This is a genomic window from Micrococcus sp. Alg238-R198 (assembly GCF_900537135.1).
Lineage (GTDB): Bacteria > Actinomycetota > Actinomycetes > Actinomycetales > Micrococcaceae > Micrococcus > Micrococcus luteus.
On record NZ_UNRH01000017.1, the window covers coordinates 18,823 to 45,176 of the forward strand.

Below are 26,354 nucleotides of genomic sequence, written 5' to 3' on the forward strand. Positions count from 1 at the left end.
ATCACTTGATGGTCGAGCCGGCGGAGTCCGCGGCCCACTGGACGCCGGCCACGCCGCCCCAGATGAACAGGCCGCCGGCCAGAGCGGAGAGCAGGATCGCCGGCAGGGTCCACTTGCCGCGGGCCGAGCCGATCAGGAAGATCACCACGCCCAGGAAGATGATCAGCGCGTTGAGCACGGTCTGGGCCTGGGCGATCAGGTTGTTGATCGAGGTGAAGAAGTTGGCGCCGAGCGTGAGGGAAGAGTGGAGGTACGGGGTGAAGACGTTCACGAGGTCTCCCTTTCAGAGATGAGGGGTCAGTGGGTCGGGGCGGACTGAGGGGCTGAGGTGTCGATCAGGGGGGCCGGGTCGAGGGAGGTCACCTCCCATCGGCCGTCGCGGAAGGTCACGGTGACCGGCACCGTCACGCCCATACGCGAGTTGCGCTCATCGGGCAGCTCTGCCTCCGCCTGGATCAGGGCGCGCACCGGGGTGCCAGGCTGGACGGAGTCCAGGGCCTGATCGGTGCGGATCTCCTGGATGAACAGGCGGGTGTAGGGGGCGGGGTCGATGGCGGCGAGCTTGTAGCCGGGGGCCAGGAAGCGGGAGACATCCGAGCGGCCGGCGCCGTAGGCCTGGAGGAAGCCGTCGAGCATCTTTCCGAGGTCGGTGTCCGGGCCGACCCGCTGGGAGTAGTTCAGGGTGACGGGGTCTCCATGAGCCGGCCCCGGCACCGGGGTGGGGTAGCCGATGACCTGCAACTGGCCGGGGGCCTGCTCGTGAACGGCCACCTGGTAGTACCGCAGCGTGTAGGGGACCGGCTTGGCGGTGGCCCCAGCCGCCGGAGACGGACTGGCCGAAGACGGCGAGGGAGACGGCGAGGCGGAGGACGTCGACGAGGCGGTTGCCTGCTCCACCAGGGACAGGCTCTCCGTCGCATCCGCCGCCTGCGGAGCGCCCGGGGTGCTCGGCGCCCCGGAGCGCTGCTCCACGTGGGCGGCGACGGTCACGGAGGTGATGCTCGGGTCCTGGCCGCGCTGGACACCGGCCACGGCGACGTCGCGCACACCCAACGGCTCCACGGGCAGCTGGGGGATCTTCGTCCCACCGATGTAGGGCTCCAGCAGGCTCTGGTCATCGCGGGTAGCACGCAGCCACGCCGAAACGTAGGACGTCGCCACGCCCTCAGCGGTGGACGTGTCGGGCACCTCCACCGCCGGAGCCGGCTGGGATGCCGTCGAAGCGGCCAGCACCACGGCCAGGCCGGACAGGCCCAGGCACAGCACCATCGCCCCGTAGAACCCGTAGAGCAGAATCCGGGAGGCCAGGCTGTTCACCTTGGACTTGGCCGGCGCCGGGCTGTTCTGCTCCGGCGCCTCCGCGGCGGGCTCGGTCTTCTTCTTGCGAGAGAGCAACTTCACCGATCCTGCCCTCCCATCCGCCGGGCGATGAGGGTGGCCTCGCGCAGCTGGTCCGAGTCCAGGAGGCGACGCATCTCCTCCTGGCTGGCCTGGTCGAACGGCCGCGCACACAGGTCCGCCAGACCCGCCTCCAGGACGGCCTCGGCCTCCCGCATGGTCTGGCCCTCACGCACGAAGCTGGCCAGCTGCTCATCGGTCACGATCTCGGGGGTCTGCTCGGACATCACGGGGGCTCCTTGGACGGGCGATCTCTCACCGGACTAAAGGCCGCCCGCGGGAACCGATGTCCCTCCCGTGCGGGAACTTTTTCTCCGTCCCTCCCCCACATCCGCATGATTACGCCGATCTCCTGCGGTCCAGGTTCTGGAAATCCAGACGATCGGCAGATCCAGATCCAGATCCAGATTCGTTTCCCGACCTGCTCGTTTGGCTGGTCAGTGACCCGTCCGGGACGCCCGGACACCACTGATGGAGGGACCGAGTCCGATGAGCACCACCACCTACGCCCCGACCGTGATCGACCGCCTGAACGCCGAGTGGGCCGTGCGCTACGCCGAGACCTCCCACCCCTGGCCTCACGGCGCTCAGACCGGCATCGAGCTCGTCCAGACGGTGGCCCGCAGCACCGTGGAGGTCCGCGAGCAGATCATGCGCGGCCTGCTCGAGCAGGCCGCGGTCGGCGACGAGGACTGCGCCCGCGCCGTCCTCCAGCTGATGCTGCCTCGCTTCACCCTGATCGCCGGCCGTCACACCCGCATGCGCATGGCCACCATGCACGGAGACCACTCCGCCCGCGAGGAGGTCTCCGCCGCCGTCATCGCCGCAGCGTGGAAGTGGATCCGCAGGCCCTCCCTGCACCGGGCCGGCTCGTGCATCGGCAACCTCGCCATGGACGTGCTCAAGGACTCCCTGCTCGAGCGCAAGCTCTACGACGGCCAGTCCGACGTCGAGGCCCTGCCCTCCTGGCTGCCGCAGCTGGCCGAGGAGCCGGCCGACGATGAGGCCGCCGACAACGGCCGTGCCACCCGGGACCTGTGCGCCCTGATCGCCTGGGCTCGAGACAACGCCGTCTTCTCCAGCCGCGACGCCGCGGTCTTCCTGCGCTACCAGCTGGCCGACGAGGCCGAGCGCGCAGCCCTGAGCGACGAGTACGGCTACAGCGGCCGCGGCCTGTGCAAGCGCATCAACGTCCTGCGCACTCGCCTGACCCAGGCCGTGAAGGACTACGCCATGGAGCGCAGCGGGCTGGCTCCCGACTACGCGGCCCTCATGGAGCAGGCCCCGGCCGCCTGAACCCCAGACCGCGACCACCTCACCGAACGGCTATCCACGGATGCACAGCGAAACCGCCCCCCACTACAGGAGGAATACATGTGGTTTTACTACATGGGGATCCTCCAAAATCGTTGCAATCATGCCGATTCTGACGGGGTGGCTGTCACAAGATGCACACACTGGCCGTCACAAGATGCACGTGGATAATCTCCGGCCCGACCGGCGCACCGTCACAAGATGCACACACGCGATCGGCTTGATCCCGCCGATTTCGCCCCCCATCTGCGTTCACTCCGCCGACTATGAGCCCCCGTCACAAGATGCACGTGGATAACTCCCCGGCGACCGCAGTTCTCCACACCCGCTCCGTCCCCTCCACGCCCACCCGTCATCGGGTCCGAAAGGTCACCTCAGCCATGAACCACACGCCGGACATCACCTCCATCGACGCGGCCACGCGCCCGGCCCTCTCGCCCAGGCGCCTGCGGCTGCTCGAGCTCAGCGAGGAGATCGAGCAGAACCCCGGCGAGGTCGCCTTCTCCACCCGCATCTGGGCCCAGCTGAGCCTGCCCTACCGCGACCCCGGAGCCACGGTCCCCCACTGGAGCCGACGCAACGGAGACACCACCCTGACGCTCTCCCCCGGCCCGGCTGGCTTCCCCTTCGGCGTCCTGGCCCGCTCCCTGCTCACCTGGATGTCCACCGAGGCCGTGCGCACCCGCTCCCGCCACCTGGACCCCGGCCCCTCCCTGCGCGCGTTCCTCTCCAGCGTCGGCACCTACCCCTCCGGGGCGAATCAGCGCCGTGTGATGGACCAGCTCCACCGGCTCAGCACGACCTCGATCATCATCGAGACCAGCCGCGAGACGCCCGACCGGCGCACCCTCAGCGGCCAGAACATGCACGTGGCCCACCGCTACGAGCTCACGTACCAGCGTGGGGCCGACCACGCGCGCATCGAGCTCAGCGAGCCCTACTTCGAGGAGGTCATGCGCTCCCCCGTCCCGGTCCTCTCCTCCGCCCTGGCAGCCCTGGGCGGCTCCCCCATGCGCATGGACCTCTACGTCTGGCTCTCCTACAGGATGTCCACGCTCCAGCGCACCACCACCGTCTCCTGGCGCCAGCTGGAGACCCAGTTCGGCGCCCAGTACGCCCAGCCGCGCCAGTTCAAGGCCGCCTTCTTGAAGAACCTCGAGCCCGTGAAGCTGATCTACCCCCAGGCGAAGGTGGCCGTGGTGGACTCCGGCCTGCGCCTGCACCCCTCCGCCACCCACGTCCCGCGGGCAGCCCACCAGCGCCCCCGGCACCTGCGCGCAGGCTGATGCACCACGAAGGGGGCGGCCCTGCCGGGCCGCCCCCCCTTCTCATGCCGGCTCAGCTCTTCGGCAGCCAGGCGTCGTACACCGAGGCGACCATGGCGCTCCGGGAGGGGGCGCCTAGACGGGCCACCTGCTCATCCAGCCAACCCCGCTGCTCCTGATCCAGGCGCAGCTGCACCTGCACGCCGCCCTGGCCGCGCGCGGCACCTCGGCGCCCACGCGGCATCCCCCCGTCCCCACGCGGCTTGTGCCCGCAGGCCGCCCAGAGCTGATCGTCGCTGAGCTCGTCGAACGCGTCGATCAGCAGGTCCGTGTAGGTCCGATGCCGCTTGGCGGCCGCGGTCCGCAACCGATCCAGGACCGGGACGGGTAGGTAGACGGCCGTGTTGCGCACGACCAGCTCTTCCTCTTCGGGGACGTCCACACGGTCCAGCTCGACCACCTGCGCGCCTTCCTGCGGGACCGCGCGCCTCACGTCTGGCATCAGTTCCGGTGCGGTCTCCCGCGCGGCGACAGGCACCGTTTCCGGTGTGGTGTCCTGCGTGGATTCCGGTGTGGCATCTGGCGTGGTTTCTGGCATGGCGTATGGCACAGAGTCGACCTTCTCCGCCGGCTTCTTCTTGCCCCGGCCACGCGCGTTGAACACAGCGCCGAGTCCATCTGCTCGATTGGGGGTCTCCATCTCAGGCGTCCTCCTCCTCGTCCTGGCCCAGGGCGCTCAGGCGTCCCAGAATCTCCTGGGCCAGTGCGGCGTAGTCCCCTGCCAGGCCATCCATGGTCGACGCATGGAAGGTCGAGGCTTCACCGGCCTTGATGCGCGCGAAGCGCTCTCGGTGAGCGCGGGCCACATCGCTCTCGAGCTCGTGCACCAGGCGTCCGCTCTTGCGCAGGTCCTGGGCGGCGCCGGCGGCGTGCCGAATACGGGCGGTGAAGACGGCCTCGTCGAAGGCCAGCCCCTGGAGCATCTGCTCGAGCGCCTGGCGGGCCTCTCGCTCGATCTTCACGGCGCGCGCCTCCACGTCGAACAGCGCCAGGCCCAACAGCTGCACGTCGGGGTTCGTGGTCTCGTGAACGGCCTGGAAGCGCTCGGCCGTCACAGCGACGCCGTCGAGGGAGCGGAGATCCGTCTTGGAGACGATGACCACGCCCTCGGCGACGCTGAAGGCGGCCTCGACCAGGGCGCGGTCTCCCGGGGGCGTGTCGATGACGACCAGGTCCCACTCCTCCATGACCTGGCTCAGGCTCCGGTGCAGAAGAGCCCCGAGGGGCGGGGCGTCGTAGCCGCGTGCCACCAGCAGGCTGATGATGTCGGCCAAACGAGGACCGCCGCGAACGACGCCCAGGCCTGGGCGCATGGGATCCGTGGAGATCGGCAGCGGCGCCCCATCTTCGAGGGCTCGACGCAGCTCGATTCCGTCCGACTTCTCTAGGCCGAGGTCGGGGGAGAGGTTGCCCTGGGGATCCAGGTCGATGGTGAGGGTGCGGATGCCGGCGGCCGCGGCCAGACCGGAGAGGTTGGCGACCAGCGACGTCTTGCCGGTACCGCCCTTGCCGTTGGCGACCGCCAGGACGCCTGGGATGGCGTATGAGCGCGCAGGGGTGGACATGAGGACCTCCTAGGTTCCCTGTGATCTGACTCCTCCAGTCTACTGCATCTCTCGGGAAATACCGAGAGATTTCCCGCAGTGTTATGGCGTTCAACTGGTGTAGCGGACGGTTGGGGACTGGCGCGCAGACGGCGGTGTTATGGCATGAACAGCACTCCTGATGTGGCGCCGGTATGGCATGAGGTCACCGCTCGACGATCGCGCCCAGGGCCTCGATCATCGCGCTGTAGGCCTCCCGGTTGAGGCGGTAGGTCAGGCGTCGGCCCCGGCGCGCTTCGGAGGTGTCGCTGGAGGTCAGCAGGCCGGCCTCCTCGAGGGTGCGCAGGTTCAGGGAGAGGGTTGCGCGGGGGATGTCCAGGGACGTGGCGAGGTCGTGGGCGCCGAGGCCGGGGGAGCGGGCGACCAGCACGAGGATGCGCATGCGCAGCGTGGAGTTGAACGCGACGACGGCCGTGTCGAGGGGGGATGCGGGGGCGCTCATGCAGAAATGTCTACCGTACAGAGGGACATGAGGGGGCGGTCCGGGCTTTATGTCTGGTGAAGGACCAAGCCACCTGCCATCACGGCTGGCAGGTTTGATACGCTCCCCGTGCAGTCCCCCCAGTAGCGAGAAAGGCAGGCCAAGGTGGCTCTGAGAAAGCGGTCGCCCAAGGTGACCCCCACCGAGAACCCGCGCGTCAGCGAGGCCGGCTCCAGCGCGGCGGCTCCCGTGGGCCGTCCTGCGCCGACGCCGGTGGCCAAGCGCCGCGTGGGCGGTGTGGCTGTCGCCGTCGCCCTGGCTGCCCTGGGCGGCCTCGGCGCGTTCGTGGGGACCCAGGCCAACGAGGCCAAGCCCTACCTGGTGGTGAACGCTCCCGTGGAGCGAGGGCAGAAGATCGAGTCCTCCATGCTCTCGTCCGTGCGCGTGGCCGGCGACCCCAGCGTGCTGGTCCCCGCGACCGAGGCCCAGCAGATCCAGGGGCAGGTGGCCACGACCGACCTCCAGCCGGGCAGCACCATCACGCGCACGTCCACGGCAACGTCCTTGGGTGTGGAGGACGGCGAATCGCTGGTGGGCCTGGCTCTGGAGGTCGGGCGCCTGCCTGCCCGGGAGATGGCCGCAGGAGATCACGTCCAGGTCCTCTTCACCCCGGGCAACCAGAACACCAAGGCCGGTGACGAGAACCAGAATCACGACCCCGTCGCGGCCGTGGTCGAGGCCAGCCACCATGACCAGAACAGCGGGAAGACCACCGTGGATCTGCGCGTGAAGCAGGCTGACGCCCAGAAGGTCGCCACCTGGGGTGCCGCCGGCACCGCCAGCGTGATCATGCAGGGAGCGCAGAAGTGAGCATCCTGACCCTTGCGGCCTTCGGCGTCAGCCCGGGGGTGAGCACCACGGCCGTGGCCATGACGTTGCAGTGGCCGCGCCCTGTGCTGCTCGTGGAGGCCGACGTCAGCAAGCCCTCATCCGTGCTCGCCGGGTGGTTGCAGGGCAGCATGCCGGCCGACAGCGGCCTGATGGGCATCGCCCACAACTCCATGCGACAGGCCCTGACGGAGCAGGACATCTGGGACTACGCCGTCGACCTGGGAACGGGCCAGGACGCTGGCCAGCCTTCCCGCTGGCTCCTGCCCGCCATGTCCGAGCCGCTGGCCGCGCGATCCATGCGGGGCCTCTGGCCGGAGTTGATGATGGCTCTGCGCGCCGTCTCTGGCCAGGACATCGACGTGATCGTCGACGCTGGCCGCTCCGAGAACGCCCACGGACGGGAGGCGCTCTGGCGTGACAGCGACCACCTGAGCGTCGTGGTGCGCAGCGACCTGGTCTCCGTGGCCGCGGCGCGTGCCTATCTGCCGGCCGTGCTGGAGGCCCGCGCTACCGCGGGGGCAGTGGACACGTCCTCCCTGCTCGTGGTCGAAGATCGAGCCCAGGAGTTCCCCTCCAAGGACATCTCCAAGGTGCTGGGCCTGCCGGTGCGTGGACGCCTTCCCCAGAGCCCGGAAGCCGGCGCTCACTTCGGCGGGGGCGCCCAGGCGACGTCCTGGAGGCTGCGTTCCTACACGCGGGCCATCGGTGCCGCCAACGCCTCCCTCGCGGACGCGCTGATGGCCCGCCGCCAGCTCATCGAGGCGGACATGCCCACCGAGACCGGAGGAGAGCAGCGATGAAGGATCAGACCCCCGACATGTCCCTGGACCTGCTCAACCTCCCGTTCCTGACCGAGAGCACCCCGGCCAAGCCGGCCCGGCCGTCCCTGATCCCCGCCTCCGCCGGCGCTCACCTGGCTCGCCCGCTGGGCACTACCCCGTCTCCCACCGATTCCGCTGAGCTGCCCGGGCTGTCCCGGCCGCTGACTGCTGTGCCCGAGCCGGCACCGCAGGCCGAGCAGAGCGCCCCGGCCCGGCCGAGCAACACCACGGAGCTGACGGGCTTCTGGTCGATCGTCGACGTGCTGCGCGCCAAGGCCGTGGACTGGCACGCCGAGGAGACCGCCGACCGCATCGACCTGCCCGAGAGCGAGCTGCACGCCATGGGCTGGCGGCACATCGACCGCGCGATCATCGAGCAGATGCGTGAGAACGTGCAGACCGGCGGCCGCGACGCCGCATGGACTGCCGAAGAGCAGGCGGCACTGCGCCAGGCCACCTTCGATGCGATGTTCCGTCTGGGCCGATTCCAGGCACTCGTGGACGAGCCCGGGGTGGAGAACATCCACATGATCGGTTCCGACCACGTCTGGGTGGAGAAGGCCGGCGGCAGCATGGAGCGCCGCCCTCCCGTCTTCGAGACCGATGAGCAGATGATGGCCGAGCTCCAGTTCCTCGCCGCGAACGCGGGGGAGGAGTCCCGCCCCTTCTCTGCGGCCCACCCCGACCTGGACATGGACCTGATGGGCTCGGTCCGTCTGGCCGCCACCGCCCGCCCGGTCTCCACGCGGCCCACCGCCGTATTCCGCATCCATCGGCTGGTGAACATCACCCTGGAGCAGCTGGTCGACAACGGCACCCTGAGCCCCCTGGCCGCCGAGTTCCTCACGGCGCTCGTGCAGGCCGGCAAGACGATCGTCATCAGCGGCTTCGGCGGCGACGGCAAGACGACCCTGATGCGCGCCCTGGCGGAGAAGATCGGCCCGCTGGAGCAGATCGTGACCATCGAGAAGGAGCGCGAGCTGCACCTGGACCGGCTCGACTCTCGCCTGGTCCCGCCGATCGAGCTTCAGGCTCGCCCCGGATCGGGCGAGCGCGCCGCCGACGGCAGCACCATCGGCGAGTACACGTTGACCATGGCCATGGAGAAGGCCCTGCGTCTGAACTCCGCACGCATCCTGGTCGGCGAGGTCCGCGGTTCGGAGATCGGCGCGATGATCTCCGCGATGCAGACCGGCGCGGGAACTTACTGCACCGTCCACGCCTACTCCGGCGAGGAGGCCGTGCGCCGTCTGGTCGGCCTGGGCATGAACGAGTTCTCCGAGACCTACATGGCTCGCCAGCTGGGCTACCACATCGACGTCGTCGTGCAGATGCGCAAGGTGCCTCAGCCCGATGGCTCGGTGAAGCGCAAGATCATCTCGATCTCCGAGGTGCTGCCCGGCGACACCGACAAGGGCATTTCGGTGGCCGACCTGTTCCGCATGGGTCCCGGCGACGAGAACGCCGTGCCCGTGGCCCCTCCCGTGGACAACCGCCTGCGCAACGATCTCGAACGCACCGGCTTCGACCTGCTGCGCCTGGCCGGAGGTGCCCGATGAGCTCGCTCCTGCTCCCTCTGAGCTTTGCCCTGGGCATCCTCGGCCTGGGCATGGCTGCCGTGAACTGGCTCTGGCCCGCCCCTCCCAAGGCCCCTGCACCCGATCCGCGCTGGCTCACCGCCCTCAAGGGACTCGGCCGCCGCATGGACCGCAACACGTGGATCATGGTGGGCATCGCCGCCGCCGTGGGCTTCTTCATTGCGCTGTTCACCGGCCTGCTCGTCTACCTCGTCGCCCTGCCCGGCGCCGTCATCCTCCTGCGCTTGGCCTTCGGCTCCGGCGGGGGATCGGCCCAGATCGAGAAGCTGGCGCAGATGGAGATGTGGACGCGCTCGCTCTCCGGCCTGATCGTCGCAGGAACCTCCCTGGAGACCGCACTGGCCGCTTCCATGCCCAACGCCGGCGACCTGATCCGGGACGAGATCGCCACGATGAATGCCCGCATCAAGGCCGGCTGGCCTACCGCAGACGCCCTCAAGCGCCTGGGCCTGGAATGGGGAGACCAGACCGGCGACCTGGTCGTCATGCAGCTGATCCTGGCCGCCAATCAGCGCGGCCAGGGCCTGGCGAACGCCCTGGACGACCTCTCCACCTCCGTGGAGGAAGAGGTCTCCAAGCGCCGGGCCATCTACGCCGACCGCGCCGGCGCCCGCCGTGAGGCCCGCATCGTGATCACCATCGTGGTGATTTCCCTGTGCCTGGTCCCCGGAATGGGCGGGCCCATGGCCGCCTACCAGACCCCGCTGGGCCAGGCGCTCTACCTCGTCCTGGCTCTGGTCACCGCAGGGCTCATCATCTGGATGACCCGCGTGGTAGCCCCGCCGCCGCAGGTCCGCCTGCTGACCGCTAGGAGCTCGTCATGATGATGATCATCATCGCCGGCATGCTGTTCGGCCTGGCCGCGACCGCGCTGATCTGGCCCCTGCTGCCCCAGCGTCCGCGCCTGCGCGCGGCGGCCTTCGACGGCATCGTGACCAGCACCTCCGGAGGCGGCGCGCTCTCTTGGCAGGAGCGGGCCTCGCAGTGGACGATGCGCACGCTGCCGCCGGCCCTGGTCAACGGCCTCACCGACGCCGACCTGGACATCCTGGGCACCACCCGCAGCCGCCACACCTGGGCCAAGATCTACGGCGCCACACTCGTGTTCGTGGTCTGCCTCGCCCTGAGCGTGGCCGCACAGGTGCTCTACTCCCTGCCGCTGTGGCTGTCCCTGCTGATCAGCCTGCTCGTCGCCGCCGTCGCCTGGCTGGCACCTGACTCGGCCGCCCGCAAGCGAGCGACCAAGGCACGCACTGACTTCGCACGCGCGGTCGCGGTATTCGTCGAGCTGCTGGCCTCTGAGCGCGGCCGCAACGCCCAGCCCACGGTGGCTCTGGAAAACGCAGCCGCCATCGGCGACACCTGGGCTTTCCAGCGGATCCGTCAGGAACTGGTCCGGGCTCGCTTCACCAAGGTCCAGCCCTGGACCGCCCTGGAGACCCTGGCCACGCAGCTCCACGTCCCCGAGCTCACCGATGCCGCCCGCATCATGCGCCTGAGCGGAGACAATGGGGCCAGCGTCTACGAGCCTTTGCGCGCGTTGGGTCGCAACATGCGCGTGCGGATGCTCAACGCCGAGGCAGCCCGTGAGAATGAGGCTTCCGGCCGCATGAAGAACATCATCATGTTCATCGCGTTGATGTTCACGCTAATCGTCCTCACCCCTCTGATGCTGACGCTGATGAGCGCGTGAGACGCGCGAGCTCCTCCCGGAGATCGTGATCTCCCATCCACCCACCCACCCGCATCGGGACCGTCCCGAGGCCATTTCCACCACACGAGGGGACTCACCATGAACAAGCTGATGCAGCAGTACCTGATCCTCCGCGCCTGGATCCAGGACAAGCACGAGGACGAGGCCGGCGCCGAGACCATCGAGATCATCCTCGGCGTGCTCGCCGCCGTCGTGCTGGCCGCCCTGGTCTGGGCCGGCATCAACACCTTCGCTACCAACAAGGTCGGCGAGCTGGGCTGACTAGACCAGCCAGGGACGGAACACCACGAGCAGGGGGGTCACCATGAACATCACGGCACCGCTTCGAGCGCACCTCGAGGCCCATGCACGCAACGAGACGGGTTCCTCGAACATCGCCTCGCTGCTGATCGTGCCGGTGGCCCTCCTGCTCGTGTTCCTCGTCCCCCAGGCCGGCGCCTACTACCAGGCCTCGACCGTGGCCCAGTCCGCGGCCAACGCGGCCTACGCAACTTCCCGAGTCATGGGCGGCTCGAGCGCCGAGGGCCAGGCGGCCGCCCAGCAGGTCATCTCCCAGCACTCGGGCACCCTCCAGGGCGCCTCCGTGAACATCAGCACCACCGGGGAGCGGATGACCGTCACCGTCACCGGCACCGCGCCGGCCTACACCGGGCAGTGGATCAGCCCGTCCGTCTCCCGGTCCGTGACCGGGCCCGTCGAGAGGGTGGTCAAGTGAACCTCCGCGACACGTCCCTGGCCTGGCTGCGTGATGAGCGCGGCGAGTCCGGCGTCGGGCTGCTCATCGTGGCTCCGGCCATCGGACTGCTCATCGCCATCGCCGTCATGGGCGGCCGCATCGGAGCAGCACAGACCTCCATCGAGTCGGCGGCCGGCGTCGCCGCCCGCGAGGCCACCCTGGCCCGCAACCCCGGCCAGGCCGAGTCCAATGCGCGCCAGTCCGCCCGCATGACCCTGGACCAGACCGACTTCACGTGCGGCTCCCAGAACATCACGCTGGACACCTCCGCCCTGCGCAACGCCCCCGGCATCCCCGGGTCCGTCTCCGCCACCATCACCTGCACGGTGCCGCTCTCCGACCTGGCCATCCCCGGCACTCCCGGGTCCTGGACCATCACCGCCGACGCCACGTCCCCCGTGGACACCTATCGAGAGAGGGGCTGAGCATGATCGCCCGCTTCCGCGCCTGGCTCGGCCGCGAGCACGGAGAGTCCTCCCTGCTGGTCCTGATGCTCGTCCCCATCATCGTGCTCGTCGGCTTCGGCATCGGCATCGACTGGAACGGCAAGGTGCGCGCCTCCGAGGAGGCCGTCACCATCGCCCACCAGGCCGCCCGCGCCGGCGCCAACGCTGGCACCACGGCCGGAGCCGCCCGCGGCGAGGACATCACCCTGGACAGAGCGGCCGCCGCGCGCGCCGCCCAGGGGATGATCGCCGAAGCCGGAGCCACCGGCACCGTCAACGTCACCCCCACCAAGGTCACTGTGGACGTCGACGTCCCCTACACCCCACGCTTCATCCCCACCGGCGTCCTGACCGGCCACGGCCAGGGCACCGCCCAGATCCACTCGAACACCCGCTGACCGCAAGGAGACACCATGAGCCGCGTCACCAAGACCACCGCATACACCGGAGCCGTCCTGGCTCTGGCGCTCACGCTCACCGGCTGCAACGGCGGTGGCACGCCGGGTGGCAACTCCACGTCCGCGAGCGCCTCGCAGTCTTCGCTTGCGCCGATCGAGGACGGGTCGTCGTCCGCGAACGTGTCTTCGTCCTCCGCTTCCTCGAGCTCGACGAGCGCGTCGTCGTCTGCGCTGCCGGAGTACAAGCCGGTCACCTCGAAGAAGCCGGGGGGCCAGGAGGAGGCGAAGGCGAGCGCGTTCAAGGCGGTTGAGCTGCTCTACACGGTCTCGTCGGACGTGCTGAACAGCGGTGACGCGAAGAACGCGGATCGCCTGTCCGTGGCGGCACAGCAGGGCGAGCTGACTCAGCAGAAGGCCAACGTGGAGAAGACGCTCGCCACGGGGGCCACCTACCGGGGCGCCTCGAAGGTGGAGCTGATCGACGGCCTGGCGGGCCCGTCCGTCCATGCTGATGGCACCTTGGTCGAGAACGCCTCGGTGAACCTGCGCGTGTGCGAGGACAACTCGGGTGTGAAGATCACCGGCAAGGATGGCAAGCCTGTGGACACCGGCGCCACGCAGCGGTTCATCGTGAAGTACGCGGTGCTCTGGAACGAGGACGACGGCGTCTGGAGCGTCGTCTCCAGCGAGCTGCCTCCGCTGAACGGACCGGAGGAGACCTCGTGCTGACCCGTAACAGGTGGGCCGCCATGGCGGCCGCGGGGGTTCTGACCGCGAGCGCTCTCGTCGGCGCGACGGGGGCAGCGGCCCAGGCCACGGGGACGACCGCTGATGGGCGATGCCGTGCAGGCAGCACGGGTTCTAGCTGCCTGGTGGAGGCCACGGTGCCGGGTAAGGGACAGAACGCGCAGCCCGTGCTGGGCCGGGACGGGAAGGCCCCGAAGCGGGCGAACTTCTGCGAGATCAACGAGCCTCTGCCTGGCGACAGCGTCCCGTACCGCTGTGACGTGAACTACGACCCGGTCAATGACTGCGTGTGGGTGAACATGTCGCCGCAGCCGACTCCGCCGGCGGGCAAGGATCCAGAACGGGGCGCGTGGGAGCAGTGCAACCCGAGCGATGGGCTGACGCTCGGTCAGCCAGTGAAGACGCGCTGGATGGATTCCACGCAGGCCGGGCCGGGGGAGATCCGCCAGGCCGCCCAGACAGTCGTGAAGGAGATGCAGCTCAAGGGCATCGAGATCGGCATGGTGCCGTACCCGGTGGCGGAAAACGGCACGGGTGCTGTGGGTCTGCCGGCGTGGATGTGGGTCGGGAACCCTGACGATCCGCAGGCGTGGGGGCCGTACACGGTCTCCAAGGACGTGAACGGGATCGCCGTGCAGGCCACGGCGCGGCCGGTGCACGTCACCTGGGACATGGGCGATGGGACGCAGGTGGTCTGCGACGGTCCCGGCACCGTCTACGAGGACCGCTTCGGCAAGCAGGAGTCCCCGGACTGCGGGCACACGTACATGAAGATGTCCAACCCCACCTACAAGGTCACGGCGATCACGACATGGTCCGTGGAGTGGACCGCCCAGGGCCAGTCCGGGGTGATCGAGACCCTCACGCGCTCCTCGCAGGACGTGCGGATCGGCGAGTTCCAGGCGCTGAACGTGCGGCCGTAACGTGCGCGCCGGGGCAGGCCTTTGGTCTGCCCCGGCGTGTTGTTTCCAGATGCAGGCTCGGACGAATCGGATTGGGATACTCTGTGACCATGCGCACGCCCCCGTCGAACCCTCGCCCCACCAGGCGCACTGGCGGTCGCCCGTCCAAGGGAGACCGCTTCAGCGTGACCACGAAGCTCCCCAGGTCCTACGAGGAGAAGCTGCACGCCCGCGTGGACTACCGGGGCGAGACCGTCACCGACTACGTCGCATCCCTGATCCTGGCCGACCTCGACGCCAACGAGGTCCCCGAGTCGAACGGACAGGAGGCCTTCGACGTGAAGATCGCCTGAGCATGCAAGAAGGCGGCCCCGCGCCAACGGAACCGCCTTCTTGCGACTAGCACCCCGCCAAGGGTGCCGGTCTGAAGATTTCAGTTGTTCGAGAGCTGCTTCTCACTCGCCAGTGAAGCTCTCGATCTCGGGTGGATCCCCGCCAAGGGATCCGGCTCTGTCCCTCCCTGGAAGGAGGTACGTCGCTCTTGTCGTGCCCAAGTCTACCCAAAATCCCTCTCCGCGACACGTCCCCCCTCCCGTCGGCCGTGTCCTCGGCGCCGTGCCTGGGGGAGTCCACCCTCGCCCGGCTGCTGCGTCATCGCCGGAAGCCGGCCCGGCCCGTGCGGGGTCGGATCACGAATCCGTGCCGTCAGAACTGGCGCCGGCCCTCGCGTGCCCGGGAGGGCGACATCGACGTGATCTTGGCCGCGGTGCCCGCCGGCTCCCGGCGTCTGGAGCACCTGGGCGACGCCGTTCCCGCCCTGCGGGCACTGCCTGCCTGGCAGGGCCTCTCCCGGACCCGTCGGCGGCTGATGGAATCTCTGGTGGGTGCGCTGGCGGCCTGCGCGGACTGGTCGAAGATGATCTCCCGTCCCGGGCACAAGCGCCTGGCGAAGATGATCGGCCGGAGCGCCTCGACGGTGACCGCGGCCATCGCCTGGCTGATGCGACACGGGGTGATCGGACGCGTCGCTGCCGGACGCTCTGCCGCCTACGCGACCCCGGACGAGCGTGGCAAGCGGATCAACGAGGCGGCGGTCTACGTGCTGTGCTGCACCGCCCACCTGGACGTGGAGAAGATCCTCGCCAGGCACCGTGCCGACGCCGCGGCCGAAGCACGGGAGCGTGCAGGTCAGCGTCGGATCCGTGGGGCTGTGGAGAAAAACTGGCACCCTTCCTCGCTAGAGGATTCACTTACTAGAACTCGTAGAGGAACCACGCACGCGCGCGACCGCGGACTCGTCGAGCTCTGGCCCTGCAACCGTGCAGTGGCCACCCGTCGTCAGCAGCTGGCCGCCGCCCGCACCGTCCAGGATCGCGCTCTGGGTCTGCGCGTGCTCTCGGCCCGGGACGTCCGCTCGCTGATCCGTCCCTTCCTCGAGGCCGGCTGGACCCCGGCCGACCTGCTCCACGCCCTGGACCACACCCCCCAGGGCGCGCACCGGCTCCACAGCCTGGACGCCGGCCAGGACGCCGCTCGAGCTCGCGGCTACCTGCGGTGGCGCCTGGAGCACTGGAAGGACCCCGGCGGGCTCGTGCTCGCCTCAGCCTCTGCCCGAGCTCGTGAGCGGGCGGAGGCGGCGCGCGAGGCGATGCACCGGGATCGCCAGGCGGATGCGCGAGCGCGCGCGGCGGCCGCGGGAGTGGAGTCTCCGGATCGAATCGCGGCCCTGGCGGCCATGCGGATGCTGTTCCGGCAAGGTGGCGCGGAGCGTGACAGCCTTGAGGCGGCCCACCTCACCGCCTAAACTGACCTCAGATCAACTTAGAAGGGACATCGGGGGACCGCCCCAGCCTTCTACCCCGTGAAGACCTCTACCCACGCGAGCGGAGACACGCCCCATGCGCACCCTCAAAGGCCTTGCGGCCCTGCTGGCCCTGACCGCCCTGGTGGTCGGCATCCCCGCCGCCCTGATCCTGCTGGTCGGCAACCCCATCCCCAGCACCGCCGAGCTCCAGCAGGCCCTGACCGGCATCGACTTCGGCGGCACGTTCCTGATGGGCACCGTGCTGCCCCTGATCGCGTGGGGCTTCTGGGCCTCCTTCGTCTACTCGCTCGTGGTCGAGGTGATCAGCCTCATCCGCCGCGTCGAGACCCCCAACCTGGGCGGAGCGCTGCGCCCGCAGCAGGCCCTGGCCGGCGCGCTGATCGCCGCCGTGCTCGCTCTCGGCGGTGGCAGCCCCGCCTTCGCCCTGACCCCACAGGACACCGCCTCCGCTCCCGCCGCCGTCGCCATGGCCCAGGAGGGCCAGACCACCCAGGACACGACCCAGGACACCCCGGCCGCCGCGGGGGAGCGGACCTACACCGTGCAGGAGGGAGACACGCTCTGGGGCATCGCCCGGGACGAGTTGGGCCAGGGCAGTCGGTGGGGCGAGCTCGCCGAGCAGATGCGCTCCACGCCCCAGGCCGACGGCCAGACCCTCACCGATCCCGACCTCATCATGACCGGCTGGACCGTGGAGCTGCCCGATGGCCCCACCGGCGCCGGCTCCACCTCCGCGACACCGGCCCCCTCCCAGCAGGCCCCCGCCCCGGCGGCGCCCTCCGCACCGGCGTCGGCCGAACCCTCCGCCCCTGCCGACGACTCGGCCACGCCGGCCCCCGAGGCGGCCGCCGCCCCGAGCGCCGCCTCGGACTCCACGCCGGCCCAGGACGCCCAGCACCCGCTGCCCGGCGAGGCCGTGTCTGCGGCACCCTCCACGGCCCCCGCCGAGCAGGAGGGCCCCTCCGCCGTCCCCGGCGGCGCGTTCACGCAGACCGCGCCGGCCCCCGCCGATCTGTCCTCCCACCAGGAGCAGGCTGCCCCGGAGGAGGTCCCCGCATGGGCCACCATCGGCGGCATCGGCGCCTTCGCCGCGGCCGGACTGCTGGGCATCGTCGGCCTGCGCCGCCAGCTCCAGCGCCGCCGCCGTCAGCCCGGCCAGTCCGTCCCCATGCCCGAGGAGCAGACCGCGCAGCTGGAGACCCAGCTGCGCGTGGTCGCCGAGCCCGAGCAGGCTGAGGAGCTCGACGTCGTCCAGCGCTGGCTGGCCCGCTGGGCCCACGAGAACGGCCAGGACCTGCCTGAGCTGTTCCTCGTGCGCGTCTCGCCCGAGCAGATCGCCCTCTACCTCATGGCCCCCGCGCAGCTGCCCGAGCCCTTCGTGGCCGAGACCGACGACGGCGTCGTCTGGACGCTGGCCTCCGGCTCCATCGACATCGACCCCGACCTGCCCGCTGCCCCCTACCCCTCGCTGGTCACCGTCGGCCAGGACGACACTCGCTCCCAGGTCCTGCTCGACCTCGAGCGCCTGGGCACCCTCGGCATCGACGGCGACCCCCAGCTGACCACCCAGGTCCTCGATGCCATGGCCGTGGAGCTGGCCACCTCCAGCTGGTCCGAGAACGTCACCATCACGCTCGTCGGAGTCGCCGACGGCCTGGCCAAGGTCGTCAGCGACGGCCGCGTCCGCCAGATCGACGACCTGGACCAGCTGATCGGCCAGCTCGACGGCAAGGCCAAGGACATCCGCCGCGCCCTCGACGAGCAGGACGCCGCCACCCTCGACCAGGCCCGCGCCGCCAACCAGGAAGAGGCCTTCGGCCCCGAGATCGTCCTGCTGGGCCTGGAGCCCACCCCCGCCCAGGCTCGTCGCCTCACCGACCTGGCCGGCGCCATCCCGCGGCTGGGCATCGCCGCGGTCACCACCGCCAACCCCCTGGCCTCCGACTGGATCCTGAACCTCGAGGACGAGGACCACGCCGACCTGCTCCCGGTCAATCAGCACCTGCGCCCGCAGAAGATCACCCCCGAGGAGGGCGAGCGGATCAAGGAGCTGCTGGCCACCGCCCTGGAGGACCCCCGCTCCACCGGCCGTGGGACGACCGCCACGATCGACATCAACACCGTCCTGGACGAGCGCCCCCACCTCAGCGCGGTGGCCGATCTCGAGGAGATGCTCCACGAGGAGGAGAACACCCAGGACCTGCCCCTGACCCCCGAGCCTGCGGTCTCCGCCGCTGAGACCGCCGAGGACGAGACCGATCCGGCCGAGGAGAACGAGGAGGACGTGCTCGCCGCCCAGGCCGCCCGCCACACCCCGACCCCTGCGCCCGCCCCGCACGACACCATGGACGAGGACGAGGACGAGGAGAGCCAGGACCAGGCCGCGGCGGCCGCCGTGCCGACCGAGCCCGAGGACATCACCCCCGAGGCCCAGGACCAGACCCCGGCCGTCGTCGCAGTCACCGAGACCGCAGGACCCGCCGAGACTGCCCCCGAGCCCGAGCCCGAGCCCGAGCCCGAGCCCGAGCCCGAGCCCGAGCCCGAGCCCGAGCCCGAGCCCGAGCCCGAGCCCGAGCCCGAGCCCGAGCCGGCCGCGACCGCCGAGCCGGCGCAGCAGGAGGCGGCCACCGATCTCCACGACACGTCCCCCGCGGAGGACGAGGACGAGAAGGACGCCGCCCCCGAGCAGCTGGCCTCGACCGACCCGCAGAAGCAGATCGACCTGGACGCCGCACACCTGCTGGAGCAGGCCACCACCCAGGCCCCGATGATCCTGATGCTCGGCGAGCTCAAGCTCGTCGGCGCCCAGGGCCAGGCCCCCGTCACCGCGGCCACCGGCGAGGTCTCGACGACCCAGACCGCCCGCTGCGTCGCCCTGGCCGCCTACCTGGCCCTGCACCCCGGCGCGAGCGCCGAGGCCGTCCACGCCGCGTTCTGGCCCACCCAGCGCTCCGACGGCAAGTCCGCCTCCAGCAACCGCAACAAGCTCACCGGCCAGACCCGCCGCCTGCTCGGCCAGGCCGCGGACGGCACCCCCTACCTGCCCGCCGTGGGCAGCGAGGGCTACCGCGTCCACGAGGACGTGCTCACCGACTGGCAGGTCGTGCAGTCCCTGATCGGCGATGACCCCGTGAAGGCCTCCACCCCCGCCCTGGTCGCCGCCATGCGTCTGGTGAGGGGAGTGCCCTTCGAGCACGCCAAGGCCTCCAACGTCGCCTGGACCGAGACCCTGGTCCAGGAGATGGTCCAGACCATCTGCGACGCCGCCCACGAGCTCGTGGCCCGCTCCCTGGCCGCCGGCCACCGCGAGCACGCCCAGCTGGCCGCCCGCGTCGGCCGCGCGATCGACCCCGCCAACGAGGCCGCCTGGCGCGACGCTCTGGTCACCGAGGCCGCCGCCGGCAACCACACCGAGGTCACCCGCCTGATCGAGAAGCTCTACTCCTACCTGGAGTCCTTCGAGGAGGACCTCGAGCCCGAGGTGGAGACCACCGCCCTGATCGAGGAGCTGCGGGCCCATGGCTACCGTGTCGCCTGATCTCCACGACACGTCCCCCGCGGCCACCGACCCCGCGCCGGCGCCCTACACGGTGCCGCCGCGGACGGTGCGCACCCTGATCGGCCCCGGCGGGGCCCTGGCTGCCCTGCTGGGCATCGCCGGCGCCGCGGTCGCCGGGCTGCCCGTGCTCATGGTCCACGCCGCGCTCGCCCTGATCGCCCTGGCCTGCCTGGGCATCTACATGGCGCGCGTGGACCGGGCCCACCGGCTCATCCCGAACTGGGCCGTGGCCGCCCTGGGCGCCATCAACCTCGGCGCCGCGGTGGGGCTGCTGGTCACCGGATACGGCGCCTGGGCCCTCCAGGGGCTGGTGGTCACCGTGATCGCCGCCGTCGTGCTGATGGTGATGCACCTGATCGGCGGCACCGGCATGGGCGACGTCAAGCTCGTCACCGTGGCCGCCCTGGCCATCGGTGTCCACGGCCCCGGTGCCTGGGTGCTGGCCATCCTGGCCAGCTACGTGCTCGCCGCCCTGTTCGGCGCGGTCCCGGCCCTGCTGCGCGGCCAGCGCAAGACCCGCGTGCCCATGGCCCCGTACCTCGTCGCCGGGCACGTGCTCGCCTTGCTCGCCGTCCTGGGCTACCTGGCATCCTGACCAGGTGCCCCGCACCTTCTCCGCCCGCGACCGCCGTGCGCTGACCGGCCTGCTCACCGCCGGGCTCAAGCACGCCCAGCTCGACGACCTCACCGCGGCCCACCCTGTTCCCGGCGACCCCGGCCACGACTCCGGCAAGGCCGGTCGCGTGGGCCTGATCGTGGCCACCTGGCTCGCCAGCGGCGACCACACCGGACTCACCAGCGCCCTCGAGCTGCTCGAGACCGCCAAGCTGCCCCCGGCCCGCCACGCCGACCTCGCCCGCCTGCAACGGAAGGCCGGCCTGGACTCCACGCCACAACCCACGCCAGAAGCCGAGCCAGAAGGCACCCTCGCCGCGGATGGTGCGACGGAGTCGCCGCTGCCGGCCGCGCCGGCCGAGGAAGCGGCGCCGCCCGCATCTCCGCGACACGTCCCCCTGGTCCTCCTCCAGGACCTAGCCGAGGACCACCCCGCGGTCCAGGCCCTGCTGGCCGCCGGCCTCGAGGTCGGGCACCTCGAGCACACCTCGACGATCCCCGCCGACGCGTTGCTGCTGCACCCGGCGCATGAAAGCTGACCCCGGAACGGGGAGGGACATCAGCGCCGGATGCCGGCCTTATGGGAAGTGAGGGCCGGCCACGGCCCCGGCCATCTCCGACCGAGGAGCACCCATGTACACGATCTACACCAGCCCCGGCTGCGGCCCCTGCATGACCGTGAAGGCCCACCTGCGCGCCCACAAGATCCCGCACACCCTCGTCGACGTCTCCCAGGACCCCGCGGCCGTCGAGAAGCTGCGCAAGATGGGCTACTCCAGCGCGCCGGTCACCGTGGACGAGGCAACCGGGGAGCACTGGCACGGATACCTCCCCGACCGCTACGCCTCCCCGGCCCCGGAGGCCGCGCCGGCCGCCGACGTGCAGGCCACGATCGACGTGGGCCCCGTCGAGGCCGGCGAGCACGTGCTCTGGGACCCCCGCCAGGGTCACCTGCTGATCATCGGCGACCGCGACAGCGGCAAGAGCGTGATCCAGCGCGGGATCATGGAGACCGCGGTCTCCGTGGGCTGGCAGGCCTGGGGCCTGGGCCTGCCCGGGGAGCTGGACAAGGTCGAGGACCATCGGTATGCGCAGGTGGTCACCGCCGACGTCAGCGACCAGCTCGAGCGAATCCGTGCCGCCAGCGAGCTGATGCGCGAGCGCTACCACCTGGTGGAGGTCGCCTCCCTCGCCAAGGAGCACCCCGAGCCCTTCCAGCCCATCGTGCTCGTCCTGGACGACTACGCCCATCTGCGCCAGCGCTGGGCCGACCTCGCCCCGGCCGGGGAACACGAGGCTGACGTCGCCGAGAACCTCCTGCTGGGCATCCACCGCCTGGGCCGCTCCGTCGGCATCCACCTGTCCGTCTCCTGCCGCGGCATCGCCCACCACCTGGGCCAGATCATGGCCGCCGGCTCCACCGTGGTGCACACCTCGCTCTGGCGCAGCTCCCTGGAGACGGAGATGGCCCATGCCAGGTGACCGTCGCCGCCTGGCCCGCCACCGCAGCCGCCACTGCGGCGCCCACACCCTGGCCGCCGAGCTCGCCCTGCTGGCCCACGCCGGCCAACCGACCCCGGACGGCGACACCGACGATCTCCACGACACGTCCCCGCCTGCGGTGCTGCCCGGCCAGCTCGACGCGCTGGACCTGCTCCCTACCGAGGAGGCTTAGCGCAATGTAGGGTTGCCCTAACTGTCAGATCGACCGGAGGTCCCCATGGCCTACTCCAACCGCGAGCGTCCCGGAGGGCGCGCTGGCCTGCGCGACAACACCCCCACCACGTTCCGCCCCGTGGCCTACCGCAACCTCGCCGCCCGCAAGAACCTGTGGGCGGACTACACCACGGGCCGGGGCGTGTTGGACAACGGGCAGGCGGTGCCGCCGAAGATCGGCCCCCGTCGGAAGAACCCGAACCTCACCGACATGCTCGACACTGCGGCCGCCGTCGGTGTGGACCGGATCTTCTTCACGGGCAAGACCCCGGTGGCCACGCCGGGCAAGCGCCACTGGCTGCTGGTGCAGACTCCCGGCTGGATCGACGGAGGACACAACCTCGGCTCCCCGGCCACCGGCCGTTTCGAGCACCGCCAGACCGGCAAGCGCATGCTGGTGCAGTTCGTCTCCGGGTGGTTCGGCGACGCCCCGCTGAGCCCGGATCAGGCCCGCCTGGCCTGGCAGGCCACCGAAGGCATCATCGGTGCGCACTTCCGCGGAGCCAAGCTCATGGACAGCCCCACCGCCACCGGCGCCAACCTCTGGGCCCTGACCCTGCCGAAGAACCTCGAGCCGTACCCGCTGACCGAGGACATCGCCGAGGAGCTGCACCGCACCTCCGGCCAGCACCACGTCGAGCACCTCGTGGCCGGATCCTCCTCGGACACTCACCCGGACTGCATCCCCCTGCACGACCCGGCGAAGACCCCCAAGATCGACGGCTTCGCCTACGTCGACGGCCGCTTCATGTACGGAGCCATGTGCAGTGAGCTGGGCATCGGCCCCGGGTACCGGCTGCGCCGCGACGACACCGCGGACATGCTCCGGGAGAACCCCTACGCCCGCGCTCGCGTGCACGTGCAGTTCAAGGTCCCCGACACCTGGGACCACATCGGCCTGATCGGCGTCCAGCACGAGAAGGCTTCCGAGGGCTGGTACTGGCCCAACCGCCCCGGCGCCACCGGGAGCGCCTGGATCGACGCCGCCGAGTTCTTCGTCGCCGCCCGCCACGGCTGGCAGCTGGACCCCATCGAGTCCGTCGCGTTCACCACCGATGTCCCCGGCGCCCGCGACCGCGACCGGCGCGTGCGTGCACGCCCGCTGGACACCTGGAAGGACAACCTGGTCAAGGCTCGCGCCGCCGTCGCCGGCGACCCGCTGATGGACGAGATCATCAAGACCGCCGTCTCCGCGGCACTGCGTTCGATCCTGATCAACACGATCGGCAACTTCGCGGCCCGCGGGCGCGTGCAGACCCACATCACCTTCGACCCCAAGGAGGTCCCGGCCAACGCCCCCGACGTCAAGCAGCACGGCAAGGCCTTCATCTGGACCACCAAGCCGCGCTTCGACGGCCAGGCTCAGCGCTACTACCACCCCGAGTTCGCCGTGCAGGTCTGGGGCCGGGCCCGGGCGCGCATGCTCTCCGGACCCATGGCCGGTGGCCTCCAGGGCGGGGCCCTGCACGTGCCGGCCCACACCCTGCTGGGCGTGCGCGGCGACGCGATCTACACCACCGAGGTCCCCGCTTGGTCCCTGACCGAGGAGCGTGGCGGCGGCGATGACGGCCGGGTGGGACGCATGCGCCTCCAGGGCTACGTCCCCGGACCGCTGAAGATTCCCGCCGACGAGACCGCCCGCAACAGGCTGCGTGCCAAGGCCGCGCGCCTGGGCGTGGACGCCGCCTACTCCGAATACGAGATGCAGGCCGCCCCCGTCGACGGGACGGACTACCTGCCCGGCGACGACGAGCAGGAGGCCGACGGTGAGTGACCCGGCACAGCTGAGCCCCGCCGAGCTCGTCACCCGGGTGCGCTCGGCCTACGGACTCACCTGGGCCGAACTCGGCGCGGCCATGAACCGCTCCCCGCGCATGATGCAGAAGATCGCCCGCGGGGAGACCTCGGGCGAGTCCTACCGGGACGCGCTGACCGAGCTACACGAGACCGGCGCCGTCTCCAAGGCACCCCGACGTCGGCGCAACGCCGCCGGCAAGATCGTGCCCGTGCGAGCCAAGCGAGGTGCCAAGAAGCCCACCGTGGTCCCCAAGGACACCCGGCGCGGGCCCTCCCTGACCCGCCACTCCACCACGACCACCCACCTGCCCGACGGCAACCGCATCGTGCGGATCCAGCTGCCCAAGACCGTCGGATCGCCCGAGCGCGGGGCCGGCCTGCACGCGGCCCGCATGTCCATCGTCAACGTCGCCCGCGGCGCCCGCCACCAGGACAAGCGCGTGCACATCCGCGCCACCGTGGACATCGGCGGCGGCCGCACCCGCACCTTCGACGTCGGCTCCAAGGGCGGCTACCTGGCCGCCGACGTCGTCTCCGACGTGCGCGACCGCAACGGCGGGGACATGGGCGGCTGGATCGCCTCCCAGATGGGCGACCGCTACGCCCGCGACGCCGTCACGCAGGGCCAGCTGGTGGGGCTGTCCGTGACCAGCTTCAACGCCGTGCGCTCCAAGGAGGAGCGCGTGGCCCAGGACGAGGCCGGCGCCCGCCGGTGGGGACGACGAGGAGGACGCACCCGATGGGGATGAATCAGCACGAGAAGCCGGCCCCGCCGGCACGCCGGTGGGGCGAGGCCCTGGACCCCCACGCCCACCAGGGCCCCTACCGGCCCCCCGCAGCACTGCTGGACATCCTCGCCCGCGCGGCTGGGGCCAATTCCTACGAGACGGCCACCACCGCCGTGCGCAACCGCGCGGCCAGTGCGGCCACCGAGCTGCACGAGGCGGGCCTGGACCCGCGCGTGATCGGCCTGATCGCCGAGCCGCGGGTCAACGAGCTGCTGGGCGTGGCCGAGCGCTCGGCCCGCTCCCTGCGCCAGCGCGACCACCAGTTCCCCGAGCCGGTCACCCGCGGACGGCTCTGGTGCGAGGCCGACGTCGTCGACTACTTGGCCTTCAAGCACGAGACCTCCCCGCGACCCCGGGCCCTGCGCAGCGCCCGTGTGGCCCAGCGCGAGAAGGGCACGCAGATCCGCTCCTAAACTGCGGCCATGGAGTACCTCTTCGAGAACATGGCCGGCGTCTGCCCGCACTGCCAGGCCTACGCGGCCATGGACCCTGAGTCCCGCATTGAGATCTACCCGAGGTACGCGCATCTCGACGAGGAGCCGTACCGGCCCTCGCCGACGAACGACTCTCCGCCGCCGACCTCGGGGGCGCGAGAGATCGTGGTGATGCAGTGCCACCGCTGCGAGCAGCCTGTCACCGTCATGGACACATGGTCCGAGCACCAGTGGGATGAAGGCACGGAGCCACGCCGGCTCTCCCGCACGCTGGTCTACCCGCTCGCCGCGGTCCGCCACCTGCCCGAGGAGGCGCCGGAGAAGATGCGCTCGCTCTACCGGGAGGCCAGCCTGTGTGAGAGCGCGGGAGCTCTGCGCGCCGCTGGCGTGCTCTACCGCGCGGCCACCGAGGAGATGGTCGAGGACCAGGGCGGCACCGGCCGGGACCTCAAGGCCAAGATCAACAGCCTGACCCCGCGGCTGGACGCGGAGCTGCTGGAGGACCTGCACGAGTCCCGCCTCGTGGGCAACGACAGCATCCATGTCGGCGTGCAGTACGCCGCCGAGGAGATCGCCGACGTCGCCGAGCTGCTCTGGGAGGCCGCCTTCGTCCTCTACGAGCAGCCGGCCCAGAAGGCCAGCATGCGCGCGGCACGCAAGGCCCGCCACGACGCCGCCCGCGGCCCGCGCGCGGCGTCGTGATCCCGGTCTACGAGCCGCCGGCCTTCCGCAGCCCCGAGGAGGTCCACTCCGCGCTCTACCAGGACGCCCCCTACGTGCGGGTCATGCTCCCCGACCGGGGACGGGTCGATGCGATGGCTGCCCGCTGGTCGAGCACCCATGTGCTGATCGCCTGGGAGGAGGCGCCCAGCACCGAACGGTTGCAGGCATGGGTGCCCGCTGGGTGGGTCACCCGCATTCGGGCAGAAGAATCGGCCTGGCGCGCCCCCTACGGGCGCACGCACGGCTAGGGTGTGTCTGAGAAACCGTCCAGTCGGGTATACCCACTAGGCGCATGTGTCAGAGCCAGTTGGGTGCTGCTGGACAGAGGTGCCAGGGTGCGATCTTGCTTGACAGGGTTGCCCATCATCGCGCTCGACGGATTCGTCGATCCGGCCTTCTCCAACCGCGCGCTGGCTCGCTTACCCGTTGGGCTTGGCCTCGGATTCATGGACGTCATTCTGGAGTAGCGCGATGATCTGCTTTGCGGTTTCACTCCGGTGGTCCTGTGAGATGGGCCTGCTTCCGATCAGGTCGTTGACCCAGAGCCCGTCAGCAGCGAGCAGGGCGAGCGAGGTCATCTGG

32 protein-coding genes are annotated in these 26,354 nt (G+C 70.7%); 25 read left to right on the top strand and 7 right to left on the bottom strand.

The annotated features are described in order from the left end of the window. Window position 1: 1 nt before the first annotated feature. The 3 genes from G6R13_RS11565 to G6R13_RS11575 are packed head-to-tail and all read right to left on the bottom strand — an operon-like array spanning window position 2 to window position 1,625. A complete protein-coding gene (locus tag G6R13_RS11565; RefSeq protein ID WP_061867344.1) occupies window positions 2-271 on the bottom strand; it encodes a hypothetical protein in 270 nt (89 codons plus the stop codon). Window positions 272-297: 26 nt separating this feature from the next. After that, the gene (locus G6R13_RS11570) at window positions 298-1,401 is read right to left on the bottom strand and encodes a conjugal transfer protein (protein WP_157571203.1); all 1,104 of its coding nucleotides are present in this window, start codon (window positions 1,399-1,401) and stop codon (window positions 298-300) included. Then, window positions 1,398-1,625, bottom strand: coding sequence for a hypothetical protein (locus G6R13_RS11575; protein ID WP_031943872.1), 228 nt, complete (start codon window positions 1,623-1,625; stop codon window positions 1,398-1,400). The genes G6R13_RS11570 and G6R13_RS11575 overlap by 4 nt, the downstream gene beginning before the upstream one ends. A 262-nt stretch (window positions 1,626-1,887) precedes the next feature. Here G6R13_RS11575 and G6R13_RS11580 point away from each other — a divergent pair, with 262 nt between their 5' ends. Together G6R13_RS11580 and G6R13_RS11585 are read left to right on the top strand one after the other, a co-directional pair. Then, entirely contained in the window at window positions 1,888-2,694 is an 807-nt protein-coding gene (locus G6R13_RS11580; RefSeq protein WP_031943871.1) for a hypothetical protein, read from the top strand. A gap of 398 nt (window positions 2,695-3,092) precedes the next feature. Further along, window positions 3,093-3,998, top strand: coding sequence for a replication protein RepA (locus G6R13_RS11585; protein WP_061873041.1), 906 nt, complete (start codon window positions 3,093-3,095; stop codon window positions 3,996-3,998). A gap of 52 nt (window positions 3,999-4,050) precedes the next feature. Here G6R13_RS11585 and G6R13_RS11590 read toward each other — a convergent pair whose 3' ends face one another. The 3 genes from G6R13_RS11590 to G6R13_RS11600 all read right to left on the bottom strand — a co-directional run bounded on the left by G6R13_RS11590 (window position 4,051) and on the right by G6R13_RS11600 (window position 6,083). Beyond that, window positions 4,051-4,677 (bottom strand): hypothetical protein, encoded by a 627-nt coding sequence (locus tag G6R13_RS11590; protein ID WP_157571202.1) that lies wholly within the window; start codon window positions 4,675-4,677, stop codon window positions 4,051-4,053. A 1-nt stretch (window position 4,678) separates the two neighbouring features. Next, complete coding sequence (locus tag G6R13_RS11595) at window positions 4,679-5,602, bottom strand: ParA family protein (protein WP_061873039.1); 924 nt, start codon at window positions 5,600-5,602, stop codon at window positions 4,679-4,681. Between the two features lie 184 nt (window positions 5,603-5,786). After that, on the bottom strand, window positions 5,787-6,083 hold the full coding sequence (locus tag G6R13_RS11600) for a helix-turn-helix domain-containing protein (protein WP_061873038.1): 297 nt from the start codon (window positions 6,081-6,083) through the stop codon (window positions 5,787-5,789). 144 nt (window positions 6,084-6,227) lie between these two features. Here G6R13_RS11600 and G6R13_RS11605 point away from each other — a divergent pair, with 144 nt between their 5' ends. The 23 genes from G6R13_RS11605 (at window position 6,228) to G6R13_RS11715 (ending at window position 26,020) form a co-directional block, all read left to right on the top strand. Further along, window positions 6,228-6,932, top strand: a complete 705-nt coding sequence (locus G6R13_RS11605) for an SAF domain-containing protein (RefSeq protein ID WP_084785986.1) — start codon at window positions 6,228-6,230, stop codon at window positions 6,930-6,932. Further along, complete coding sequence (locus G6R13_RS11610) at window positions 6,929-7,753, top strand: hypothetical protein (protein WP_031943866.1); 825 nt, start codon at window positions 6,929-6,931, stop codon at window positions 7,751-7,753. The genes G6R13_RS11605 and G6R13_RS11610 overlap by 4 nt, the downstream gene beginning before the upstream one ends. Beyond that, entirely contained in the window at window positions 7,750-9,333 is a 1,584-nt protein-coding gene (locus G6R13_RS11615) for an ATPase, T2SS/T4P/T4SS family (RefSeq protein WP_061873037.1), read from the top strand. Before G6R13_RS11610 ends, G6R13_RS11615 begins: the two co-directional genes overlap by 4 nt. Next, a complete protein-coding gene (locus G6R13_RS11620) occupies window positions 9,330-10,196 on the top strand; it encodes a type II secretion system F family protein (protein WP_061867357.1) in 867 nt (288 codons plus the stop codon). Before G6R13_RS11615 ends, G6R13_RS11620 begins: the two co-directional genes overlap by 4 nt. Next, window positions 10,193-11,065: a hypothetical protein gene (locus G6R13_RS11625; RefSeq protein ID WP_061867358.1), complete on the top strand. Its 873-nt coding sequence runs from the start codon at window positions 10,193-10,195 to the stop codon at window positions 11,063-11,065. The genes G6R13_RS11620 and G6R13_RS11625 overlap by 4 nt, the downstream gene beginning before the upstream one ends. A gap of 99 nt (window positions 11,066-11,164) precedes the next feature. Beyond that, entirely contained in the window at window positions 11,165-11,347 is a 183-nt protein-coding gene (locus tag G6R13_RS11630) for a hypothetical protein (RefSeq protein ID WP_061867359.1), read from the top strand. A gap of 43 nt (window positions 11,348-11,390) precedes the next feature. Continuing rightward, window positions 11,391-11,801: a hypothetical protein gene (locus tag G6R13_RS11635; protein WP_031943861.1), complete on the top strand. Its 411-nt coding sequence runs from the start codon at window positions 11,391-11,393 to the stop codon at window positions 11,799-11,801. Further along, the gene (locus G6R13_RS11640; protein WP_031943860.1) at window positions 11,798-12,247 is read left to right on the top strand and encodes a hypothetical protein; all 450 of its coding nucleotides are present in this window, start codon (window positions 11,798-11,800) and stop codon (window positions 12,245-12,247) included. Before G6R13_RS11635 ends, G6R13_RS11640 begins: the two co-directional genes overlap by 4 nt. A gap of 2 nt (window positions 12,248-12,249) precedes the next feature. Next, window positions 12,250-12,666: a hypothetical protein gene (locus tag G6R13_RS11645; protein WP_049159529.1), complete on the top strand. Its 417-nt coding sequence runs from the start codon at window positions 12,250-12,252 to the stop codon at window positions 12,664-12,666. A 15-nt stretch (window positions 12,667-12,681) separates the two neighbouring features. Continuing rightward, window positions 12,682-13,395, top strand: coding sequence for a hypothetical protein (locus G6R13_RS11650; protein ID WP_061867360.1), 714 nt, complete (start codon window positions 12,682-12,684; stop codon window positions 13,393-13,395). 155 nt (window positions 13,396-13,550) lie between these two features. Continuing rightward, window positions 13,551-14,336, top strand: a complete 786-nt coding sequence (locus G6R13_RS11655) for a hypothetical protein (protein ID WP_135019327.1) — start codon at window positions 13,551-13,553, stop codon at window positions 14,334-14,336. A 164-nt stretch (window positions 14,337-14,500) separates the two neighbouring features. Then, window positions 14,501-14,668 (top strand): hypothetical protein, encoded by a 168-nt coding sequence (locus G6R13_RS11660; RefSeq protein WP_157571201.1) that lies wholly within the window; start codon window positions 14,501-14,503, stop codon window positions 14,666-14,668. 248 nt (window positions 14,669-14,916) lie between these two features. Continuing rightward, complete coding sequence (locus G6R13_RS11665; RefSeq protein WP_163721744.1) at window positions 14,917-16,119, top strand: hypothetical protein; 1,203 nt, start codon at window positions 14,917-14,919, stop codon at window positions 16,117-16,119. 94 nt (window positions 16,120-16,213) lie between these two features. Then, window positions 16,214-19,678, top strand: coding sequence for a hypothetical protein (locus G6R13_RS11670; protein WP_163721746.1), 3,465 nt, complete (start codon window positions 16,214-16,216; stop codon window positions 19,676-19,678). Then, entirely contained in the window at window positions 19,659-20,294 is a 636-nt protein-coding gene (locus G6R13_RS11675) for an A24 family peptidase (RefSeq protein WP_141724186.1), read from the top strand. The genes G6R13_RS11670 and G6R13_RS11675 overlap by 20 nt, the downstream gene beginning before the upstream one ends. Before the next feature lie 4 nt (window positions 20,295-20,298). Continuing rightward, the gene (locus G6R13_RS11680; protein WP_069941616.1) at window positions 20,299-20,853 is read left to right on the top strand and encodes a hypothetical protein; all 555 of its coding nucleotides are present in this window, start codon (window positions 20,299-20,301) and stop codon (window positions 20,851-20,853) included. 94 nt (window positions 20,854-20,947) lie between these two features. After that, entirely contained in the window at window positions 20,948-21,796 is an 849-nt protein-coding gene (locus G6R13_RS11685; protein WP_069941615.1) for a glutaredoxin family protein, read from the top strand. Continuing rightward, complete coding sequence (locus tag G6R13_RS11690) at window positions 21,786-21,989, top strand: hypothetical protein (RefSeq protein WP_061867632.1); 204 nt, start codon at window positions 21,786-21,788, stop codon at window positions 21,987-21,989. The genes G6R13_RS11685 and G6R13_RS11690 overlap by 11 nt, the downstream gene beginning before the upstream one ends. Before the next feature lie 45 nt (window positions 21,990-22,034). Next, window positions 22,035-23,804 carry a hypothetical protein gene (locus G6R13_RS11695; RefSeq protein WP_069941614.1) on the top strand — a complete coding sequence of 590 codons (1,770 nt, stop codon included), beginning with the start codon at window positions 22,035-22,037 and terminating at the stop codon, window positions 23,802-23,804. Next, complete coding sequence (locus tag G6R13_RS12470; RefSeq protein ID WP_031943847.1) at window positions 23,797-24,576, top strand: hypothetical protein; 780 nt, start codon at window positions 23,797-23,799, stop codon at window positions 24,574-24,576. Before G6R13_RS11695 ends, G6R13_RS12470 begins: the two co-directional genes overlap by 8 nt. Further along, on the top strand, window positions 24,567-25,028 hold the full coding sequence (locus G6R13_RS11705) for a hypothetical protein (RefSeq protein ID WP_069941613.1): 462 nt from the start codon (window positions 24,567-24,569) through the stop codon (window positions 25,026-25,028). Before G6R13_RS12470 ends, G6R13_RS11705 begins: the two co-directional genes overlap by 10 nt. Window positions 25,029-25,037: 9 nt before the next feature. Next, window positions 25,038-25,751 (top strand): DUF4145 domain-containing protein, encoded by a 714-nt coding sequence (locus G6R13_RS11710; protein WP_069941612.1) that lies wholly within the window; start codon window positions 25,038-25,040, stop codon window positions 25,749-25,751. Further along, window positions 25,748-26,020, top strand: a complete 273-nt coding sequence (locus G6R13_RS11715; RefSeq protein ID WP_069941611.1) for a hypothetical protein — start codon at window positions 25,748-25,750, stop codon at window positions 26,018-26,020. Before G6R13_RS11710 ends, G6R13_RS11715 begins: the two co-directional genes overlap by 4 nt. A gap of 171 nt (window positions 26,021-26,191) precedes the next feature. Here the strand turns inward: G6R13_RS11715 and G6R13_RS12475 are convergent, their stop codons facing one another. After that, complete coding sequence (locus tag G6R13_RS12475) at window positions 26,192-26,350, bottom strand: hypothetical protein (protein ID WP_205521366.1); 159 nt, start codon at window positions 26,348-26,350, stop codon at window positions 26,192-26,194. Window positions 26,351-26,354: the final 4 nt, after the last annotated feature.

Bases quoted from the DNA above. Each gene is read 5' to 3' on its own strand.
- G6R13_RS11670 (WP_163721746.1), top strand. From the start codon at position 16,214: ATGCGCACCCTCAAAGGCCTTGCGGCCCTGCTGGCCCTGACCGCCCTG.
- G6R13_RS11710 (WP_069941612.1), top strand. From the start codon at position 25,038: ATGGAGTACCTCTTCGAGAACATGGCCGGCGTCTGCCCGCACTGCCAG.
- G6R13_RS11705 (WP_069941613.1), top strand. From the start codon at position 24,567: ATGGGGATGAATCAGCACGAGAAGCCGGCCCCGCCGGCACGCCGGTGG.
- G6R13_RS11590 (WP_157571202.1), bottom strand. From the start codon at position 4,677: ATGGAGACCCCCAATCGAGCAGATGGACTCGGCGCTGTGTTCAACGCG.
- G6R13_RS12475 (WP_205521366.1), bottom strand. From the start codon at position 26,350: ATGACCTCGCTCGCCCTGCTCGCTGCTGACGGGCTCTGGGTCAACGAC.
- G6R13_RS11675 (WP_141724186.1), top strand. From the start codon at position 19,659: ATGGCTACCGTGTCGCCTGATCTCCACGACACGTCCCCCGCGGCCACC.
- G6R13_RS11620 (WP_061867357.1), top strand. From the start codon at position 9,330: ATGAGCTCGCTCCTGCTCCCTCTGAGCTTTGCCCTGGGCATCCTCGGC.
- G6R13_RS11575 (WP_031943872.1), bottom strand. From the start codon at position 1,625: ATGTCCGAGCAGACCCCCGAGATCGTGACCGATGAGCAGCTGGCCAGC.
- G6R13_RS11615 (WP_061873037.1), top strand. From the start codon at position 7,750: ATGAAGGATCAGACCCCCGACATGTCCCTGGACCTGCTCAACCTCCCG.
- G6R13_RS11635 (WP_031943861.1), top strand. From the start codon at position 11,391: ATGAACATCACGGCACCGCTTCGAGCGCACCTCGAGGCCCATGCACGC.
- G6R13_RS11695 (WP_069941614.1), top strand. From the start codon at position 22,035: ATGGCCTACTCCAACCGCGAGCGTCCCGGAGGGCGCGCTGGCCTGCGC.
- G6R13_RS11585 (WP_061873041.1), top strand. From the start codon at position 3,093: ATGAACCACACGCCGGACATCACCTCCATCGACGCGGCCACGCGCCCG.
- G6R13_RS11690 (WP_061867632.1), top strand. From the start codon at position 21,786: ATGCCAGGTGACCGTCGCCGCCTGGCCCGCCACCGCAGCCGCCACTGC.
- G6R13_RS11645 (WP_049159529.1), top strand. From the start codon at position 12,250: ATGATCGCCCGCTTCCGCGCCTGGCTCGGCCGCGAGCACGGAGAGTCC.
- G6R13_RS11580 (WP_031943871.1), top strand. From the start codon at position 1,888: ATGAGCACCACCACCTACGCCCCGACCGTGATCGACCGCCTGAACGCC.
- G6R13_RS11650 (WP_061867360.1), top strand. From the start codon at position 12,682: ATGAGCCGCGTCACCAAGACCACCGCATACACCGGAGCCGTCCTGGCT.
- G6R13_RS11685 (WP_069941615.1), top strand. From the start codon at position 20,948: ATGTACACGATCTACACCAGCCCCGGCTGCGGCCCCTGCATGACCGTG.
- G6R13_RS11630 (WP_061867359.1), top strand. From the start codon at position 11,165: ATGAACAAGCTGATGCAGCAGTACCTGATCCTCCGCGCCTGGATCCAG.
- G6R13_RS11595 (WP_061873039.1), bottom strand. From the start codon at position 5,602: ATGTCCACCCCTGCGCGCTCATACGCCATCCCAGGCGTCCTGGCGGTC.
- G6R13_RS11600 (WP_061873038.1), bottom strand. From the start codon at position 6,083: ATGAGCGCCCCCGCATCCCCCCTCGACACGGCCGTCGTCGCGTTCAAC.
- G6R13_RS11625 (WP_061867358.1), top strand. From the start codon at position 10,193: ATGATGATGATCATCATCGCCGGCATGCTGTTCGGCCTGGCCGCGACC.